The organism is Pantoea endophytica (genome assembly GCF_002858935.1).
GTDB classification, from domain to species: Bacteria; Pseudomonadota; Gammaproteobacteria; order Enterobacterales; family Enterobacteriaceae; genus Pantoea; species Pantoea leporis.
The window spans coordinates 652,989-671,100 of sequence record NZ_PJRT01000033.1 but is presented as its reverse complement, the minus strand read 5'-3'; the positions used below and the strand labels follow the sequence as shown (position 1 = coordinate 671,100).

Genomic DNA, 18,112 nt, shown 5'->3' with positions numbered 1-18,112 from the left:
CACGTTAGGCCGGTCTGGCCTGACGTCCGCCCAACACATCTTCATCTAACAACTGGCCGATGGCGAACTGCGCTTCGCCCGTCCAGTTGCCGCCGAAAACATTAGCGCGATTCAGCAGGTAATAGAGCTGATACACCGGCTGACGCTGCGAGAATCCGTCTTCCAGTGGCCAAACAGCCTGGTAGCCATCATAGATCTGGCGCGGCAAATCGGCGTAGTAACTCAGCATCGCTAAATCGCATTCGCGATCACCCCAATAGCAGGCGGGATCAAACAACCACGGACCCTCTGCGCTGCCGGCGCAGTTGGCGGGCCACAAATCGCCGTGTAATAAAGAAGGTTGCGGATGGTGGTTGGCTAACGTGCGCTGCACACAATCAACAATCAGTTCGGTATCGCCATAGTGCACGCCTTTTTCCGCGGCCAGTTGCAGCTGCCAGCCGATGCGCTGCTCAGCGAAGAACACTGACCAGCGGCGTAACCAGCTATTCGGCTGAGGTGAGGTGGTGATGTTGTTGTCGAAATCGAGACCAAATTGCGGTTGCTCGCTCCATTGGTGTAGATGCGCCAACTGCTGGCCGAGCTGGAAAGCGCTCTGTGCGGTAAAGGGATGAGGCGGAATATATTCCAGCAGCAGGAAGCTGGTATCACGATCATTGCCAACGCCATACACTTTCGGGACGCGAACGGTTTGCGTGCGCGCCAGCAGGTCGAGTTGATCGGCTTCCCAGCTGAACAAGGTGAGCATATCGCGGGTGTTACATTTGACGAACACATCCAACTCGCCATAGCGGATGCGCCAGGCGGGATGGACATCGCCACCGGGAAGTTCCTGACGGTCGGTGATTTCGGCATCACCGGCGTACTCGCTTAACAGACGACTAATGGCTGACCACATCGGGTAATCCTCTTTGTTCGCTGCGTGAGTTCGATTGTAACGCGCAAAACCTGAGCAAACCTGGCGTCGATGCCGTTTTTTGCACTGCGTCAGGATTGTTGTTTCAGAAACGCCTCTAACGTGATGACGGTGACCTCAGGTTTATGATCGAGCGCGATTTGGGCATATCCCGCGGCTTGCTCTGCTATTTCATGCTCCTCTAACGCGCTGACAATACCGAAGCTATTGGTGCCCAACTCATGTGGATGACCTTCATCATCGCTTAAGGTGGTGCTGTATCCGCCATTGATCATGGCGCTGTTCACTGACTGCACGTCGCCGAGTCCACTTTCCTGATATTTCAACGTGACAATGTAACGTTTGACATCATGGTCACTCATTATTCACCTCATTGTTATCGAACAGATTTCAGCGTAGACCAGCGCGCTGTATAGAGCGAATTTTAGCCAATTCATTAGTTAAAATAGCAGGTAAAGCTTTGTCAAAAGAGTTCAGAAAAATCTTGTAGCCTTCAGGCTGCTATTTGAGTAATTGCCCCCTATAATGCGCAGCGAAAATGGGAAAAGTCCCATTAAAAGAGCGGTCCAGCGGCTTTCCTGGTTTTTTATGCGGATACATACTTTTTTACAAAACTTACGGTAAATTGCATTGATTGGCCGGAGAAACGCTTCAGACTCTTCGTTTTTTAAACTGTCGTACGGATTACTTTTAATGAAAGCCTTTAACAAGCTGTCCGCTGTTTTATTGCTCTCTGCTGGAGCATTTTGTCACCAGGCCTTTGCAGATAACGCCGTTTTCACCTCCATGGATGACCCTGCAACGGCGAAAAAGCCGTTTGAAGGCAGCGCTTCAGCGGGTTACCTGGCTCAAACTGGAAACACCACCAGTTCTTCGCTGAGTGCGTCTACCAATATGACGTGGTATCAAACCAATACCGCATTGAGTCTGTGGGGCAACGCCGCAAACAACTCCTCAAATGATGAGCGTTCATCTGAGACTTACAATATCGGTGGCCGTAGCCGCTATAACCTCAATAGCGCTGATTACCTGTTTGGCCAGGCAAGCTGGCTAAGCGACCGTTTCAACGGTTATGACTCACGCGATGTGCTGACCGCCGGTTACGGTCGTCAGATCCTCAGCGGCCCGGTTCACTCACTGCGTGCTGAATTCGGTCCGGGTGTGCGTTACGACGATTTCCATGATGGCGGCCATGAAACCAAAGCATTGGGTTATGGTGCAGTGAGCTATCAATGGCAGCTGACAGATACCACCAAATTTATCCAGGGTGTTTCTGTGCTGAGCAGCTTCGGTGAAGACACCACGCTGAACTCAGAAACCGCGCTGCAGGTGGCCATCAATGCCCATTTCGCGCTGAAGCTGGGCTACAACGTGACCTGGAACAATAATCCGCCAGAATCTGCGCCGGATCGTACCGATACCAAAACCACGATCCAGCTCTCATACTCAATGTAAGCGAGACGGATGTGAATCACCGCTGCCAGGCCTGTGCCTCGCAGCGGTTTTTTTTATTTCTCTTTAGCTTAGCGAATCTCTGCACGGGTTTTGATCGGCGGCGAAAGCTGCTATTATCATCGCCGCTTTACATTCCTGGCGTCATTCCGACAACGTGGGTCTGACATCACGCCGGGTTACACACTATGAAACTCATTTTTGCATGTAGGCTTTCGTGTGGCTTACCACTGCAATTAAGGATATGAAATGCCAGTAATTACTCTTCCTGATGGCAGCCAGCGCAGCTTTGACCGTCCGGTCAGCGTGATGGATATTGCGTTGGATATTGGACCGGGTTTGGCGAAAGCCTGCATCGCGGGTCGCGTGAATGGCGAATTGGTTGATGCGGTTGATCCGATCACCGAGGACGCTCAGGTCGCGATTATTACCGCTAAAGACGACGCCGGTTTAGAAATCATTCGTCACTCTTGCGCGCACCTGTTAGGGCATGCGATTAAGCAGCTGTGGCCAAACACCAAAATGGCGATCGGCCCGGTGATTGATAACGGTTTCTATTATGACGTTGACCTGGAACATACCTTAACCCAGGAAGATCTTGAGCTGCTGGAAAAGCGTATGCACCAGCTGGCTGAAACCAACTACGATGTGGTGAAGAAAAAGGTGAGCTGGCAGGAAGCACGTGACGTGTTTGCTGAGCGTGGCGAAAGCTACAAAACCACCATTCTTGACGAGAACATCAGCCACGACGATCGTCCTGGCCTGTATCAACATGAAGAATACATCGACATGTGCCGCGGTCCGCACGTGCCGAATATGCGTTTCTGCCATCACTTCAAACTGCAGAAAATCTCCGGGGCTTACTGGCGCGGCAACAGCGACAACAAAATGCTGCAGCGTATTTACGGTACGGCCTGGGCGGATAAAAAGCAGTTGGCTGCCTATCTGCAGCGTCTGGAAGAAGCGGCGAAGCGCGATCACCGTAAAATCGGTAAGCAGCTCGATCTCTACCACATGCAGGAAGAAGCACCGGGCATGGTGTTCTGGCACAATGACGGCTGGACCATCTTCCGCGAGCTGGAAGTGTTTGTGCGTACCAAGCTGAAAGAGTACGACTATCAGGAAGTGAAAGGTCCGTTCATGATGGACCGCGTGCTGTGGGAGAAAACCGGGCACTGGGAGAACTATAAAGAAGCCATGTTCACCACCTCTTCAGAGAACCGTGAATATTGCATCAAGCCGATGAACTGCCCAGGCCACGTTCAGATCTTTAATCAGGGTCTGAAATCCTACCGCGACCTGCCGCTGCGTATGGCGGAGTTTGGTAGCTGCCATCGTAACGAGCCATCAGGTGCCTTGCATGGTCTGATGCGCGTGCGCGGCTTTACCCAGGATGATGCTCACGTCTTCTGTACCGAAGATCAGGTACGTGATGAGGTGAACAGCTGTATCCGCATGGTATACGACATGTACAGCACCTTCGGTTTTGAAAAAATCGTGGTGAAGCTGTCGACCCGTCCGGAAAAACGTATCGGTACCGACGAAATGTGGGATCGTGCGGAAGTGGATTTGGCAGAAGCGCTGAAAGAGAATGATATTCCATTCGAATATCAGCCGGGAGAAGGTGCCTTCTACGGCCCTAAAATTGAGTTTACCCTGTACGATTGTCTCGACCGCGCCTGGCAGTGTGGTACCGTTCAGCTAGACTTCTCCCTGCCGAAGCGTCTGGACGCGACTTTTGTCGGCGAAAACAACGACCGCCAGACACCGGTAATGATCCATCGCGCAATTCTCGGTTCAATGGAACGCTTTATCGGCATCCTGACCGAAGAATTCGCTGGATTCTTCCCGAGTTGGCTGGCGCCGGTGCAGGCTGTGGTGATGAATATCACCGACAGTCAGTCAGAATACGTCAGTGAATTGACGAAGAAATTGCAGAATGCTGGCATTCGTGTCAAAGCAGACTTGAGAAACGAGAAGATAGGCTTTAAAATCCGCGAGCACACATTACGTCGCGTCCCTTATATGCTGGTTTGCGGTGACAAAGAGGTGGAAGCAGGCAAAGTTGCCGTGCGCACCCGCCGTGGTAAAGACCTTGGGAGCATGGACGTAGATGTGTTTGTTGAGAAGCTGCAACAAGAGATTCGCAGCCGACATCTTCACCAATTAGAGGAAACAGGTTATTAAAGGCGGAAAACGAGTACAACCAACACGTCCGAACCGTATCAACGGCGAAATCCGTGCCACCGAAGTGCGCTTAACTGGCGTAGACGGCGAGCAACTTGGCATTGTCACCCTGCGTGAAGCCATTGAGAAAGCTGAAGAAGCCGGCGTAGATTTAGTTGAAATCAGCCCGAACGCCGAACCGCCGGTTTGCCGTATCATGGATTACGGCAAGTTCCTTTATGAAAAAAGCAAGTCTTCTAAGGAACAGAAGAAGAAGCAGAAAGTTATCCAGGTTAAGGAAATCAAATTCCGTCCTGGTACCGATGATGGCGACTATCAGGTCAAACTACGCAACCTGATTCGCTTTCTGGAAGAGGGTGATAAAGCCAAAATCACGCTGCGTTTCCGCGGTCGTGAGATGGCGCACCAGCAGATCGGTATGGAAGTGCTTAACCGCGTCCGTAAAGATCTGTGTGAAGACATGGATCTGGCGATTGTCGAATCCTTCCCTTCGAAGATCGAAGGTCGTCAGATGATCATGGTGCTCGCTCCTAAGAAGAAACAGTAGGCCTTCAAGTAATAATGCCGCGCAGCGCTTGCGTTGTGCGGATTTTTATTCGCCTGTCTGATTCATTTTATTAACAATGCGAAGTGGATATTTGTAAAAATGCCAAAGATTAAAACTGTACGTGGCGCCGCTAAGCGCTTCAAGAAGACCGCTTCTGGCGGCTTCAAGCGTAAGCACGCGAACCTGCGTCATATTCTGACTAAAAAGTCTACTAAGCGTAAACGTCACCTGCGTCCGAAAGGCATGGTGTCTAAAGGCGATCTGGGTCTGGTTATTGCCTGCCTGCCGTACGCATAAGTAAATTTTTTTTAGTTTAATTCCCCGAAAGATTTCGGGTTGCAGCAAGGCGGCAACTGAATGAATCCCTTAACTTACATCAGTAAGTGACTGGGATGAATGAAGACAGCCAACGCCGCTGCGGCACGAAAGATGAAGGGAAATCACAGAATATGATATAGGAGAGCTCACATGGCTCGCGTTAAACGTGGTGTAATTGCTCGCGCACGTCACAAGAAAATCTTAAAACAAGCTAAAGGCTACTATGGTGCACGTTCACGTGTATACCGCGTTGCCTTCCAGGCTGTTATCAAAGCTGGTCAGTATGCTTACCGTGACCGTCGTCAACGTAAGCGTCAGTTCCGTCAACTGTGGATCGCGCGTATCAACGCTGCGGCTCGTCAGAACGGTATCTCTTACAGCCGTTTCATCAATGGCCTGAAAAAAGCCTCTATTGAAATCGACCGTAAGATTCTGGCTGACATCGCTGTATTCGACAAAGTGACATTTACTGCACTTGTTGAAAAAGCAAAATCAGCTCTGGCGTAAGTCAGTTGAAAAAGGGAGCTTGCTCCCTTTTTTATTACCCGCAACTCACGCAAAAGATTGACATTTTGGCCGCTGCGCATTTCAATAGTGCGGTTTCTAAATATGACAAGGTAACGCAAGCATGAATGCTGCTATTTTCCGTTTCTTTTTTTACTTTAGCGCCTGAACATCAGGGGCTTTTGCGCATAAGAAAAGAAACGAAAAATCGCGCTGAAAGCCTCCCTCGTGGAGGCTTTTTTGTTTCTGGCGACACTTAATCGGATCATCTGATCCCAACGAGAACTGACCAGCCCGGCTGGAAGAAGAGGAAATCATGTCCCAACTCGCAGACCTGGTGGCTCGTGCCACGGCCGCCATCGACGAGGCGGCGGATATCGCTGCTCTGGACGCCGTGCGCGTCGAATTTCTGGGTAAGAAAGGGCATCTGACGCTGCAAATGACCACCCTGCGTGAACTGCCGGCAGAAGAGCGCCCGGCTGCGGGTGCGGTCATCAACGAGGCCAAACAGCAAGTGCAGGACCGCCTTACCGCGCGCAAAGAGACGCTGGAAAGTGCGGAGCTGAATGCGCGTCTGGCTGCGGAAACCATCGACGTGTCGCTGCCTGGCCGCCGCGTTGAGAATGGCGGCTTGCATCCGGTGACCCGCACTATTGATCGTATCGAAACCTTCTTCGGCGAACTGGGTTTCGCGGTGGTAACAGGTCCGGAAATCGAAGACGACTACCACAATTTTGATGCGCTGAACATTCCCGGCCATCACCCGGCGCGTGCCGATCACGACACGTTCTGGTTTGATGCCACGCGTCTGCTGCGCACCCAAACTTCAGGCGTGCAGATCCGTACCATGAAAAACCAGCAGCCGCCAATCCGCATCATCGCGCCAGGCCGTGTTTATCGTAACGATTACGATCAGACGCACACGCCAATGTTCCACCAGATGGAAGGTTTGATTGTCGATAAAGACATCAGCTTTACCAACCTGAAAGGCACACTGCACGATTTCCTCAACAACTTCTTCGAAGAGAATCTGCAAATTCGCTTCCGTCCTTCTTACTTCCCGTTCACCGAACCGTCCGCAGAAGTGGACGTGATGGGTAAAAACGGCAAGTGGTTGGAAGTGCTGGGTTGCGGCATGGTGCACCCGAACGTATTGCGCAATGTTGGCATCGATCCGGAAATTTATTCGGGCTTTGCGTTTGGCATGGGCATGGAGCGTCTCACCATGCTGCGCTACGGTGTGACCGATCTGCGCGCCTTCTTCGAAAATGATTTACGTTTCCTCAAACAATTTAAATAAGGGCAGGTTATCCAATGAAATTCAGTGAACTCTGGTTACGCGAATGGGTAAATCCAGCCCTGGACAGCGCTGCGCTGTCTGAGCAAATCACCATGGCCGGCCTTGAAGTGGACGGCGTGGATCCGGTTGCCGGTGCGTTCCACGGTGTCGTGGTGGGTGAAGTGGTTGAGTGCGGCCAGCATCCGAACGCCGACAAACTGCGCGTCACCAAAATCAACGTCGGTGGCGATCGCCTGTTGGATATCGTCTGCGGCGCGCCAAACTGCCGTCAGGGCCTGAAAGTGGCGGTGGCGACCGTTGGCGCTGTGCTGCCGGGCGATTTCAAAATCAAAGCAGCAAAACTGCGTGGCGAGCCGTCTGAAGGCATGCTGTGCTCCTTCTCTGAGCTGGGTATTTCCGACGATCACAATGGCATCATTGAGCTGCCAGCCGATGCGCCAATTGGCACCGACATCCGCAGCTATCTGCAGCTGGATGACAACACCATTGAAATCAGCGTCACGCCAAACCGCGCCGATTGCCTGGGCATCATCGGGATTGCGCGTGATGTAGCAGTTTTGAACGGTTTGCCGCTGACGGCACCCGCAATTGAGCCGGTAAAAGCCACCATCAACGATACCTTCCCGATTCGTGTTGATGCCACCGCCGCGTGCCCGCGCTACCTTGGCCGCGTGGTGAAAGGTGTCAACGTTAAAGCCGCTACGCCATTGTGGATGCGTGAGAAGCTACGTCGTTGCGGTATTCGCTCAATCGATCCGGTGGTCGATATCACCAACTTTGTACTGCTGGAGCTTGGCCAGCCGATGCATGCCTTCGATCTCGACCGCATCGACGGCGGCATCGTGGTGCGTATGGCAGAAGAGGGCGAAGTGCTGACGCTGCTGGATGGTACCGAAGCTAAACTCAGCAGCGACACGCTGGTGATTGCCGATCACCACAAAGCGCTGGCGATGGGCGGCATTTTTGGTGGCGAGCATTCCGGTGTCAATGAAGAGACGCAAAATGTGCTGTTCGAATGCGCCTACTTTGATCCGCTGGCGATCACCGGCCGCGCTCGCCGTCAGGGCCTGCATACCGACGCGTCACATCGTTACGAGCGTGGCGTCGATCCAGCGTTGCAGCACAAAGCGATTGAACGCGCGACGCAACTGTTGCTCGACATCTGTGGCGGCGAAGCGGGCCCGGTCATCGACCAAACTGACGCGAGCGCGCTGCCGCCACGCGCCACCATCACGCTGCGCCGTGAAAAGCTCGATCGTCTGATTGGCCATGTGATTGCTGACGAACAGGTTACTGACATCCTGACGCGTTTGGGTTGCGAAGTGAAAGTGAGTGCAGGTGAGTGGCAAGCCGTTGTGCCAAGCTGGCGTTTCGATATGGCTATCGAAGAAGATCTGGTCGAAGAAGTGGCGCGCGTTTACGGCTACAACAACATCCCTGATGTGCCGGTGAAAGCCAGCCTGATCATGACGCAGCATCGTGAAGCCGACCTGTCGCTGAAGCGTGCGAAAAATCTGTTGGTAGATAAAGGTTATCAGGAAGCGATTACCTACAGCTTCGTTGATCCCAAACTGCAGCAGTTGCTGCATCCGGGCGAAGAGGCGCTGATCCTGCCCAGCCCAATCTCCAGCGATATGTCGGCAATGCGCCTGTCGCTGTGGACCGGTTTGCTGGGCGCGGTGGTGTATAACCAAAACCGTCAGCAGGGCCGCGTACGCCTGTTTGAAAGCGGTTTACGCTTTGTTCCTGATACACAGGCCGATCTGGGTATCCGCCAGGATCTTATGCTGGCCGGCGTTTTAAGCGGCAATCGCTATGAAGAGCATTGGGATCTGGCGCGTCAGACGGTTGACTTCTATGATTTGAAAGGCGATTTAGAATCGCTGCTGGATTTGACCGGTAAACTTGATGAGATTTCCTTCCGTGCGGAAGCCAATCCGGCGCTGCATCCAGGACAAAGCGCCGCAATTTATTTACGCGGCGAACGAATCGGATTTATCGGGGTGGTTCATCCAGAGCTGGAACGTAAGCTGGATCTGAATGGTCGCACCTTAGTGTTTGAACTGCTTTGGAATAAGGTCGCAGACCGCGTCCTGCCTGATGCGCGCGAGATTTCTCGCTTCCCGGCAAACCGTCGTGATATCGCCGTTGTGGTGGCTGAAAATGTGCCTGCAGCAGATATCATTGCGGAGTGTAAGAAAGTTGGCGTAAATCAGGTAGTTGGCGTAAACTTGTTTGACGTGTACCGTGGTAAGGGCGTAAACGAAGGTGAAAAGAGCCTAGCGATTAGCCTGATTTTGCAGGATACCAGCCGGACACTCGAAGAAGAGGAGATTGCCGCGACCGTTGCCAAATGCGTTGCGGCATTAAAAGAGCGATTCCAGGCAACCTTGAGGGATTGAACCTATGGCGCTTACAAAAGCTGAAATGTCAGAGTACCTGTTTGAAAAACTCGGGTTGAGCAAACGCGATGCCAAAGAGTTGGTAGAACTTTTTTTTGAAGAGGTTCGCCGCGCGTTGGAAAACGGAGAACAGGTAAAACTGTCCGGATTTGGTAATTTTGATCTGCGTGACAAAAACCAGCGTCCGGGCCGTAACCCGAAGACGGGGGAAGATATTCCTATCACCGCGCGCCGAGTGGTGACATTCCGTCCGGGGCAGAAGTTGAAAAGTCGCGTCGAGAACGCGACACCCAAGGATGCTGACTAATTTCAGTACGACAAAAAGGCCGCTTAGCGGCCTTTTTTTTGCCTTAAATTTGGCCGCTCCACACGATTTATTCATGATGTAAGGATTTAGTAAGTATCCGGAAAATAGGGCGAAAATCGGTCCTCACCGATAGTGACGGCATCAACACTTTTGTTATAACAGCGCCATCACAGAGCAAAAGGTTCGAATAATGAAAAAGACAGCAATATTATTAAGTGTCTTGTTAGGCATGCCGCTGCTGGCTATCGCCAATGTTTCCTTCAACATCAACACGCCGGGCGTTTCAGTGCATATCGGCGATCAGGATAAGCGCGGCTACTATTGGGATGGTTACGACTGGCGTGCGCCAACGTGGTGGAAACAGCACCATAACCAGCGCATCGGCACCAAAGGTCCGCACGGTTACTGGAACGGTAACGGCTGGCAGGCGCAGCATCCGGGCAATGGACCGCACCGCGACGACAAACGTCAGCCGCAACCGCAGCATCACGACCAGCGTGACAATCAGCAGAAGCGTGATAATCATGGTCAGCCGCTTCCTCCGCATCAGTAAGGCTTCTCCAGCGGCGCCTCCACAGCGCCGCTTTCTTTTTGCTGTAATCCCACTACAATCAAATCTCTGTTTTCTCAGCCAATCTTATCTATGACTCTGCTGGATCAGCTTGCTTCCCAGGCAAATCGCCGCAGCCAGCGCTGGCTCATCGCACTCATTGCGCTGCTATTGCTGCTCATCGGGCTTAGCCTGTGTGCCGGCGACAGCTGGATCTCCCCCACACAATGGTTTTCGGCGGAAGGCGATCTGTTCGTCTGGCAACTGCGCATGCCGCGCACGCTGGCGGTGCTGCTGGTGGGTGCAGCGCTGGCGGTGTGCGGCGTAGTGATGCAGGCGCTGTTTAACAATCCGCTGGCGGAGCCCGGCTTACTTGGCGTGTCTAACGGGGCGGGGATTGGTCTGGTATTAGGCGTGATGCTCGGTAACGGTTCGCTATGGAGCTTAGCGTTGGCGGCCATGGCCGGTGCGCTGCTGATCACGCTGATGCTGCTGCACTTCGCTCACAAACAACTCTCAGTGAGCCGCTTACTGCTGACCGGCGTGGCGCTTGGCATTATCTGTAGCGCCATCATGACGTGGGCAGTGTACTTTAGCACCAGCCTCGATCTGCGTCAGCTGATGTACTGGATGATGGGCGGCTTTAGCGGCATCGACTGGCGCTATGGCTGGATGATGTTGGCGCTGCTGCCGGTAACGCTGCTGCTGATCGCCACCGCACGCACGTTGAATTTGCTGGCGCTGGGCGAAACCTCGGCACGTCAGCTCGGATTACCGCTGCTGCTGTGGCGCAACCTGCTGGTGCTGGCGATGGGCTGGCTGGTGGGCGTGAGCGTAGCGATGGCGGGTGCGATCGGTTTTATTGGTCTGGTTATCCCGCATCTATTGCGTCTCAGCGGTTTTAGCGATCATCGTTATTTGTTGCCTGCGGCGGCGTTAGCCGGTGCCGCAGTGCTGCTTGGCGCGGATATTATTGCGCGGCTGGTGTTAACCTCTGCCGAACTGCCGATTGGCGTGGTAACGGCCACGCTCGGCGCGCCGCTGTTTATCATGTTATTAGTAAAGTCTTCGCGCTAGCTTTGGCTGGCAACGTGTTATCAACAACAGGAATCGACGATGAGCATTTATCAGACAGAACTGGTTACGCTGGACGGTGAAAAAACCACGCTGGCGGCCTATGAGGGCAAGGTGCTACTGGTAGTCAATGTGGCATCCAAATGTGGCCTGACGGCGCAGTATGAGCAGTTAGAATCGCTGCAGAAAGCCTGGCAGGATAGGCCGTTCAGCGTGCTTGGCTTCCCATGCAATCAGTTCCTCGAGCAAGAGCCGGGCAGTAACGAAGAGATCAAAACCTTTTGCAGCACCACTTACGGCGTCACTTTCCCGATGTTCGATAAAACCGATGTCAACGGCGAGCATCGTCACCCTCTCTATGCGCAGCTGACGGCGGCGCAGCCGGTGGCGCAACGCCCGGAAGGCAGCGGTTTCCTCGAGCGCATGGAGAGCAAAGGGCGCGCGCCGAAAGCGCCAGGCGATATCCTGTGGAACTTCGAAAAATTCCTTATTAATAAGCAGGGCAAAGTCATTGCGCGCTTCTCACCGGATATGACGCCAGACGATCCCATCATCCTGAAAAGTGTAGAGCAGGCGCTGGCCGAATAAATGCTATTGCAGTGTCAGGGAGTCAGCGTCACAGGGCGGCTGGCTCCCGTTGAATTGAGCGTTAACACCGGTGAGTTAGTGCATCTGGTAGGACCGAACGGCGCCGGCAAAAGTACCTTGCTCAACGCGCTGTCCGGTTTGTTGCCGAGTCAGGGCAGCATTCTGCTGGATGGCGCGCCGCTGGCTACGTTGAGTGGAGCGGCATTGGCCCCGCTGCGCGGCTGGCTGCCGCAACAGCAGATGGCACCGGGACAAATGCCGGTGTGGCATTACTTACGCATGCATATCACCGCACAAGCGGCGGAAACAGACTGCGTGTTACAAGAGGTGCTCGCGCAGTTAGCGCTGCAGGACAAACTGACGCGCAGTCTTACGCAGCTTTCTGGTGGCGAATGGCAACGCGTGCGGTTGGCTGCCGTGGTGTTGCAGGTTCATCCGGCGATCAATCCACGCGGAAAACTGCTGCTACTGGATGAGCCGATGAGTGCACTCGACGTGGCGCAGCAACGCGCGGTCGATAAGCTGCTGGCTGAACTGTGTTGCAGCGGTCTGGCGATTGTTGCCAGCGGGCACGACCTCAACCACAGCCTGCGCCATGCCGATCGCGTGTGGTTAATGCATCAAGGCGCGGTTGTCCGTCAGGGCAGGGCCAGCGAGGTGCTGACCGCTGCGCATTTAGCGCCGCTTTACCAAACCCCGTTTGAACAAATTGATACCGCACAAGGCCCGCTGCTGTTTATTCCCTGACAGAGGATTGCGTGCCGTGGCGCTTTGCCGCTACAGTGTCTGCCGGACAAGGGAGAGAGGGAAAGGCGGATGCGGCTGACAATTTTGATTTTGGCACTGTTGCTGGCGGGCTGTAGCCATCATGCACCGCCGCCGAATGGCCGTTTGTCTGACTCTATCACCGTGATTGCCCAACTCAACGATCAGCTGAGCCGCTGGCGGGGAACGCCGTATCGCTATGGCGGATTAAGCCGCGGTGGCGTGGATTGTTCCGGCTTCGTCTATCTCACCTTCCGCGATAAATTCGATATGCAGCTGCCACGCTCGACCATTGATCAAACCGACATTGGTACGCGCATCGACAAAGGCGATCTACTGCCTGGCGATCTGGTGTTCTTCAAAACCGGCAGTGGAGAAAACGGTTTGCACGTCGGTATTTACGATACCGACAACACCTTTATTCACGCCTCGACCAGCCAGGGTGTGATCCGCTCGTCGCTGGATAATGTTTACTGGCGTAAAGTATTTTGGCAGGCGCGTCGCATCTAAATAGCGTTGTTATCGCTTAATAAAGACGCGAAAAAAGAAAGGGTATTTCACCCTGAATTAAATCTGAATTCTGCCGATATTTAACTATCATTTAAAATGGCACTTTACCCGCCATCGATTTAATACTAATAATAAAGCTAAATTTATTTAATTGGTATGGACATTAACCCCGGCTTATTTGGCTTAAGTATTATTTGCGGTTTAAATCAGCGTAATAAGACCTAAAACGGCACCTCTTCAAACGTTTGGTCCTATTGCCTGGTGGTATTCGTTGATATACGATGCGCCAATTGCCATTGCTTCTGGCTTGAAAAATGAAAGTCCATTTGTCTGCCGACTATCAGTCGGAAACCTGGTTTTATCCAGTTTACTCTCTGGCGGGCCAGCTGACTGCGGTCGAGCTGGTGACGCAATTTGTCCACGACAGCGCACCTATTACGCTGCCGCAGGATTTGCTGTTGCCGCAATTGGACGATGCGCAGCAATTACGTTTGCTGCAGAGCCAGCTTTCATTGCTGGAAAAGTACCGCGACTTTTTTGAGATTAATCAAATTACCGCGTTGGTACGTATTGATGATTCTATGGCCAATACACTTTTAGCCAGCGAATTTCTGTTAAGGAAATTCCGACAAATCCCTTTTATTGTTTTAGATATCAGCGAAACGTTTCCGCAATTATCTTTGGGTAAATCCCATCCATTGCTCGCAGCATTACAAAGTGAATTTCGTTTATCGCTTTCACAATTTGGCGCAGGAAAAGCACCAGCAACCGCGGTGTACGATAATCTGTTTAGCGTGTTAAAACTGGATAAAGCCTTTATTCACAACCTGGCCAAGCGCGCCTCGTTTACGCCTTTTATTCAGACAGTTATCAATAATTTTTCCGATTTTGCGGACCAGATCATTATTTGTGGTATTGACGATAACCACATGATGGAAAAGATGACCACGTTGAGTGGTGCGCAGCTACAGGGCAGCCTGTTCCCGGTGGTGAAAGCTGAACGTCTTGACGATCTCATCTATTCCGACCTGAATTTACACACGCCTTCGCAGCAGTAACCCTTTCGCCTGTCTTCCGCGCCGCGTCGGCGTTACACTCTCTGTTATCTTATAACTTATTGCGGGTGCCTGATTTAAGCGCACCTTCCGGAGTGTCGATGCAATTTACCAATAGCTGGCAGCAAGAATTACCCGGATTCTACACCGCGCTGGACCCAACGCCATTAGCGGGTGGACGGCTGTTTTATCACAATGCCCCGCTGGCACAAGAGATGGGTTTAGACGATGCGCTGTTCGCCGGCAGCGGGCATGGCGTGTGGTCAGGACGCGAAATGCTGCCCGGCATGTCGCCGCTGGCGCAGGTTTATAGTGGCCATCAGTTTGGCGTCTGGGCCGGACAGCTGGGCGATGGGCGCGGCATTCTGTTGGGTGAACAGCAGCTGGCCAACGGTCGTAAGCTCGACTGGCACTTAAAAGGGGCCGGATTAACGCCCTATTCGCGCATGGGTGACGGTCGCGCGGTGATCCGCTCCAGCGTACGCGAATTCCTCGCGTCTGAAGCGCTGCACCATCTTGGCATTCCCACCACGCGCGCGCTGGCGTTAGCCATTGGCGATGAGCCGGTGCTACGCGAAACCCAGGAACGCGGTGCGATGCTGATGCGCATTGCCGACAGCCATCTGCGTTTCGGTCATTTTGAGCATTTCTATTACGGCGGTAAACAAGACAAAGTGCGCCAGCTGGCGGATTACGCCATTCGCCATCACTGGCCGCAACTCAAGGATGAAGCGGATCGTTACCTGCTGTGGTTCACCGATATCGTTAAACGTACGGCGAGCCTGATCGCCCATTGGCAGAGCGTTGGCTTTGCGCACGGCGTGATGAACACCGATAACATGTCGATTCTGGGCTTAACGCTGGATTACGGTCCTTACGGTTTCCTCGACGACTATCAGCCGGATTACATTTGCAATCACAGTGACTATCAGGGCCGCTACGCTTTCGAAAATCAGCCGATGATTGGCTTGTGGAACCTTAATCGCCTGGCGCATGCCTTGTCGGGCTTGATGACCACCGAGCAGCTTAAGCAGGCGCTGGGTCATTATGAAGGTGAGCTGATGCGCGTTTGGGGGGAGAAAATGCGTGCCAAACTCGGCTTGCTGACGGCGGATGCCAATGACAACACGCTTCTGACCGGCTTGCTGTCGATGATGACGGCGGAACACAGTGATTACACTCTGACCTTCCGCATGCTGAGCGACACGCAGCAAGATGAAAGCCGTTCGCCGTTGCGTGATGAGTTTATTGATCGTGAGGCCTTTGATCGCTGGTACAGCGATTATCGCCAGCGTTTGTTGCAAGACCACGCCAGCGATGCGCAGCGTCAGGCGGTGATGAAAGCGGCGAATCCGGCGCTGGTGTTACGCAACTATCTGGCACAGCAGGTGATTGAAGAGGTCGAGAACGGCGAGACCACGGCGTTAGCGAAGCTACATGGCGCGTTACAGCAACCGTTTAGCGATGCGGCCGTCAGCGCAGAGTTGCGCCAACGGCCACCAGAGTGGGGCAAAACGCTGGAAGTGAGTTGTTCCAGCTAGATCAGCATTAAAAACGGCTGTCGACCGCGGCAGCCAGTTTTGCCAGCACCTCGGCGCTGTCTTCCCAGCCGAGGCACGGATCGGTGATTGACTGACCATAGGTCAGCGCCGCACCGCTCACCACTTTCTGATTCCCTTCCTGCAGGAAACTCTCGATCATCACGCCCGCAACCGCGCGCGATCCGGCACGGATTTGCGCCGCCACATCATCGGCAACGTCACGCTGACGACCGTGCTGCTTCAGGCAGTTGCCGTGGCTGAAGTCGATCACCAATTGCTCCGGCAGATTGAAGTCGCGCAGATTGGCCGCTGCCGCCGCCACATCTTCGGCGTGATAGTTCGGCTGTCGACCGCCGCGCAGGATCACGTGACCATGCGGATTACCGCTGGTTTGATAGATGGTCATCTGACCGTTTTTATCCGGTGACAGGAACATGTGGCTGGCACGCGCGGCGCGAATCGCATCGACCGCAATTTGCACGTTGCCGTCGGTGCCGTTTTTGAAACCGACCGGACAGGAGAGCGCTGACGCCATTTCACGATGAATCTGGCTTTCGGTGGTACGCGCGCCAATCGCGCCCCAGCTGATCAGGTCGGCAATAAACTGGCCGATCACCATATCGAGGAATTCAGTGGCGGTTGGCATGCCCAGCGCGTTGATATCCAGCAGCAGTTTGCGCGCAATGGCGATGCCGCGGTTTACATCGTAGCTGCCATCCAGATCGGGATCTGAGATCAGACCTTTCCAGCCAATCACGGTGCGCGGTTTTTCGAAATAGGCACGCATCACGATTTCCAGACGATCTTTATGGCGCTCACGCAGCACGTTCAGACGTTCAGCATACTCAATTGCCGCTTTAGGATCGTGCAGCGAGCAAGGGCCAATAATCACCAGCAGACGCGGATCTTCACCGGTCAGAATGCGCGCGATGCGCTGGCGGGAAGCGGTGACGTTGGCGGCAATCTCTGCCGAAATAGGGTGTTCATGCGCGAGCGCAGCCGGAGTCAGTAGGCTACCGATGCGCGCGGTACGCAGTTCATCAGTCTTGTTCATTGAGATTCTCAAAAATTTGTTCTTCGCAGCGGTGAAATACCGGGAAGTGATGGTGATCACAATAAACTAATAGCCTGCGAATTCAACCTGCTAAAAACAAAGGTCTTAAAACAGACGGAAGCCAGACTTTACGATTGCAATACAGGCCCGGTATGTGGCGGGAGGTCGCCACTTATGGCGACCGGCAGAGAAACCTAATACATGCTGCGGCTCAGACCCATGATATCGAGGATTTTGGTGGCGATCTCTTCCACCGAATAGTTGGTGCTGTTGAGATAACGAATCTGGTTGGTGCGGAACAGCGCTTCCACTTCGCCTACTTCGAGACGGCACTGGCGCAACGAAGCGTAGCGGGTATTTTCCGCGCGCTCCTGGCGAATCGCCGCCAGGCGTTCCGGGTCGATAGTTAAACCAAACAACTTATGCTGATGTGCACGCAGCGCCGGCGGCAGTTTCAGGTTATCCATATCATCGGCGATAAACGGATAGTTAGCGGCACGTACGCCAAACTGCATTGCCAGATACAAGCTGGTGGGCGTCTTCCCGCAGCGAGATACGCCGAGCAGAATCACCTGCGCATCTTCGAGGCCGCGCAGGGAAATGCCATCATCATGCGCAAGGGTGTAATCGATGGCGGCGATGCGCGCGTCATATTTACCGAGGTTGCTGGCGGTCAAACCGTGCGTGCGGTGCGCCACCGGCATTGACGCCACGCCGAGTTCGCTCTGCAACGGTGCTACCAGCGCCTGCACGATGTCCTGACAAAAGCCTTCGCTTTCGAGAATAATTTCACGGACGTCGGGTGTGACGATGGAGAAGAACACCAGCGGGCGCACGCCGCTCTGCTGGTAGAGCGCGTTGATCTGCGCTTTAACCGCCTGAGCGCGTTGCACATTCTCGACAAATGGCAGCGTCACGCTGTGGGTCATCACCGGGAACTGGGACAACACCGCATGGCCCAGCACTTCGGCGGTAATGGCGGTGCCATCAGAGATGTAGAATACGCTGCGTTCAGTGTTCATAGTGCAAATATCCTCTTGCC

At 53.6% G+C, this 18,112-nt stretch carries 20 protein-coding genes and 1 other annotated feature; of the genes, 16 read left to right on the top strand and 4 right to left on the bottom strand.

Translation table 11 applies throughout. From position 1 onward, the window contains the following. Nucleotides 1-4 precede the first annotated feature (4 nt). Together PZBJ_RS23800 and ghoS are read right to left on the bottom strand one after the other, a co-directional pair. Nucleotides 5-898 carry a fructosamine kinase family protein gene (locus tag PZBJ_RS23800; protein ID WP_101764578.1) on the bottom strand — a complete coding sequence of 298 codons (894 nt, stop codon included), beginning with the start codon at nt 896-898 and terminating at the stop codon, nt 5-7. A gap of 89 nt (nt 899-987) precedes the next feature. Next, nucleotides 988-1,278 carry a type V toxin-antitoxin system endoribonuclease antitoxin GhoS gene (gene ghoS, locus PZBJ_RS23795; RefSeq protein ID WP_101764577.1) on the bottom strand — a complete coding sequence of 97 codons (291 nt, stop codon included), beginning with the start codon at nt 1,276-1,278 and terminating at the stop codon, nt 988-990. A gap of 331 nt (nt 1,279-1,609) precedes the next feature. On the opposite strand from ghoS, the gene PZBJ_RS23790 reads away from it, so the two are divergent. From PZBJ_RS23790 to PZBJ_RS23720, 16 genes are all read left to right on the top strand, one after another. Continuing rightward, on the top strand, nt 1,610-2,371 hold the full coding sequence (locus tag PZBJ_RS23790; protein ID WP_101764576.1) for a DUF481 domain-containing protein: 762 nt from the start codon (nt 1,610-1,612) through the stop codon (nt 2,369-2,371). Nucleotides 2,372-2,617: 246 nt separating this feature from the next. Beyond that, nucleotides 2,618-4,555, top strand: coding sequence for a threonine--tRNA ligase (thrS, locus tag PZBJ_RS23785; protein WP_101764575.1), 1,938 nt, complete (start codon nt 2,618-2,620; stop codon nt 4,553-4,555). After that, on the top strand, nt 4,551-5,102 hold the full coding sequence (infC, locus tag PZBJ_RS23780; RefSeq protein ID WP_036621995.1) for a translation initiation factor IF-3: 552 nt from the start codon (nt 4,551-4,553) through the stop codon (nt 5,100-5,102). Before thrS ends, infC begins: the two co-directional genes overlap by 5 nt. Nucleotides 5,103-5,201: 99 nt before the next feature. After that, complete coding sequence (gene rpmI, locus PZBJ_RS23775; RefSeq protein ID WP_004157374.1) at nt 5,202-5,399, top strand: 50S ribosomal protein L35; 198 nt, start codon at nt 5,202-5,204, stop codon at nt 5,397-5,399. Nucleotides 5,400-5,570: 171 nt separating this feature from the next. Beyond that, nucleotides 5,571-5,927 carry a 50S ribosomal protein L20 gene (gene rplT / locus PZBJ_RS23770; RefSeq protein ID WP_007892678.1) on the top strand — a complete coding sequence of 119 codons (357 nt, stop codon included), beginning with the start codon at nt 5,571-5,573 and terminating at the stop codon, nt 5,925-5,927. A gap of 116 nt (nt 5,928-6,043) precedes the next feature. Beyond that, nucleotides 6,044-6,169 (top strand) — a sequence feature (Phe leader region). Further along, the gene (gene pheM / locus PZBJ_RS24095) at nt 6,049-6,093 is read left to right on the top strand and encodes a pheST operon leader peptide PheM (protein ID WP_106120997.1); all 45 of its coding nucleotides are present in this window, start codon (nt 6,049-6,051) and stop codon (nt 6,091-6,093) included. (Overlaps the previous feature by 45 nt.) 71 nt (nt 6,170-6,240) lie before the next feature. After that, entirely contained in the window at nt 6,241-7,224 is a 984-nt protein-coding gene (pheS, locus tag PZBJ_RS23765; protein WP_101764574.1) for a phenylalanine--tRNA ligase subunit alpha, read from the top strand. A 14-nt stretch (nt 7,225-7,238) separates the two neighbouring features. After that, nucleotides 7,239-9,626, top strand: a complete 2,388-nt coding sequence (gene pheT / locus PZBJ_RS23760; protein WP_101764573.1) for a phenylalanine--tRNA ligase subunit beta — start codon at nt 7,239-7,241, stop codon at nt 9,624-9,626. 4 nt (nt 9,627-9,630) lie between these two features. Beyond that, a complete protein-coding gene (ihfA, locus tag PZBJ_RS23755; protein WP_007892687.1) occupies nt 9,631-9,933 on the top strand; it encodes an integration host factor subunit alpha in 303 nt (100 codons plus the stop codon). Between the two features lie 190 nt (nt 9,934-10,123). After that, nucleotides 10,124-10,486, top strand: coding sequence for a DUF2502 domain-containing protein (locus PZBJ_RS23750; RefSeq protein ID WP_101764572.1), 363 nt, complete (start codon nt 10,124-10,126; stop codon nt 10,484-10,486). 90 nt (nt 10,487-10,576) lie between these two features. Then, nucleotides 10,577-11,560 carry a vitamin B12 ABC transporter permease BtuC gene (gene btuC, locus PZBJ_RS23745; protein WP_101764571.1) on the top strand — a complete coding sequence of 328 codons (984 nt, stop codon included), beginning with the start codon at nt 10,577-10,579 and terminating at the stop codon, nt 11,558-11,560. A 39-nt stretch (nt 11,561-11,599) separates the two neighbouring features. Beyond that, a complete protein-coding gene (locus tag PZBJ_RS23740; RefSeq protein WP_101764570.1) occupies nt 11,600-12,145 on the top strand; it encodes a glutathione peroxidase in 546 nt (181 codons plus the stop codon). Continuing rightward, on the top strand, nt 12,146-12,892 hold the full coding sequence (gene btuD / locus PZBJ_RS23735; RefSeq protein WP_101764569.1) for a vitamin B12 ABC transporter ATP-binding protein BtuD: 747 nt from the start codon (nt 12,146-12,148) through the stop codon (nt 12,890-12,892). Nucleotides 12,893-12,961: 69 nt separating this feature from the next. Then, the gene (locus tag PZBJ_RS23730; protein ID WP_101764568.1) at nt 12,962-13,420 is read left to right on the top strand and encodes an NlpC/P60 family protein; all 459 of its coding nucleotides are present in this window, start codon (nt 12,962-12,964) and stop codon (nt 13,418-13,420) included. A gap of 314 nt (nt 13,421-13,734) precedes the next feature. Continuing rightward, a complete protein-coding gene (locus PZBJ_RS23725; protein ID WP_101764567.1) occupies nt 13,735-14,478 on the top strand; it encodes an EAL domain-containing protein in 744 nt (247 codons plus the stop codon). Nucleotides 14,479-14,576: 98 nt separating this feature from the next. Continuing rightward, a complete protein-coding gene (locus PZBJ_RS23720) occupies nt 14,577-16,016 on the top strand; it encodes a protein adenylyltransferase SelO (protein ID WP_101764566.1) in 1,440 nt (479 codons plus the stop codon). 7 nt (nt 16,017-16,023) lie between these two features. Here the strand turns inward: PZBJ_RS23720 and PZBJ_RS23715 are convergent, their stop codons facing one another. Together PZBJ_RS23715 and ppsR are read right to left on the bottom strand one after the other, a co-directional pair. Beyond that, nucleotides 16,024-17,070: a 3-deoxy-7-phosphoheptulonate synthase gene (locus PZBJ_RS23715; protein WP_101764565.1), complete on the bottom strand. Its 1,047-nt coding sequence runs from the start codon at nt 17,068-17,070 to the stop codon at nt 16,024-16,026. A 194-nt stretch (nt 17,071-17,264) separates the two neighbouring features. Further along, complete coding sequence (gene ppsR, locus PZBJ_RS23710) at nt 17,265-18,092, bottom strand: posphoenolpyruvate synthetase regulatory kinase/phosphorylase PpsR (protein ID WP_101764564.1); 828 nt, start codon at nt 18,090-18,092, stop codon at nt 17,265-17,267. Between the last annotated feature and the right edge of the window lie 20 nt (nt 18,093-18,112).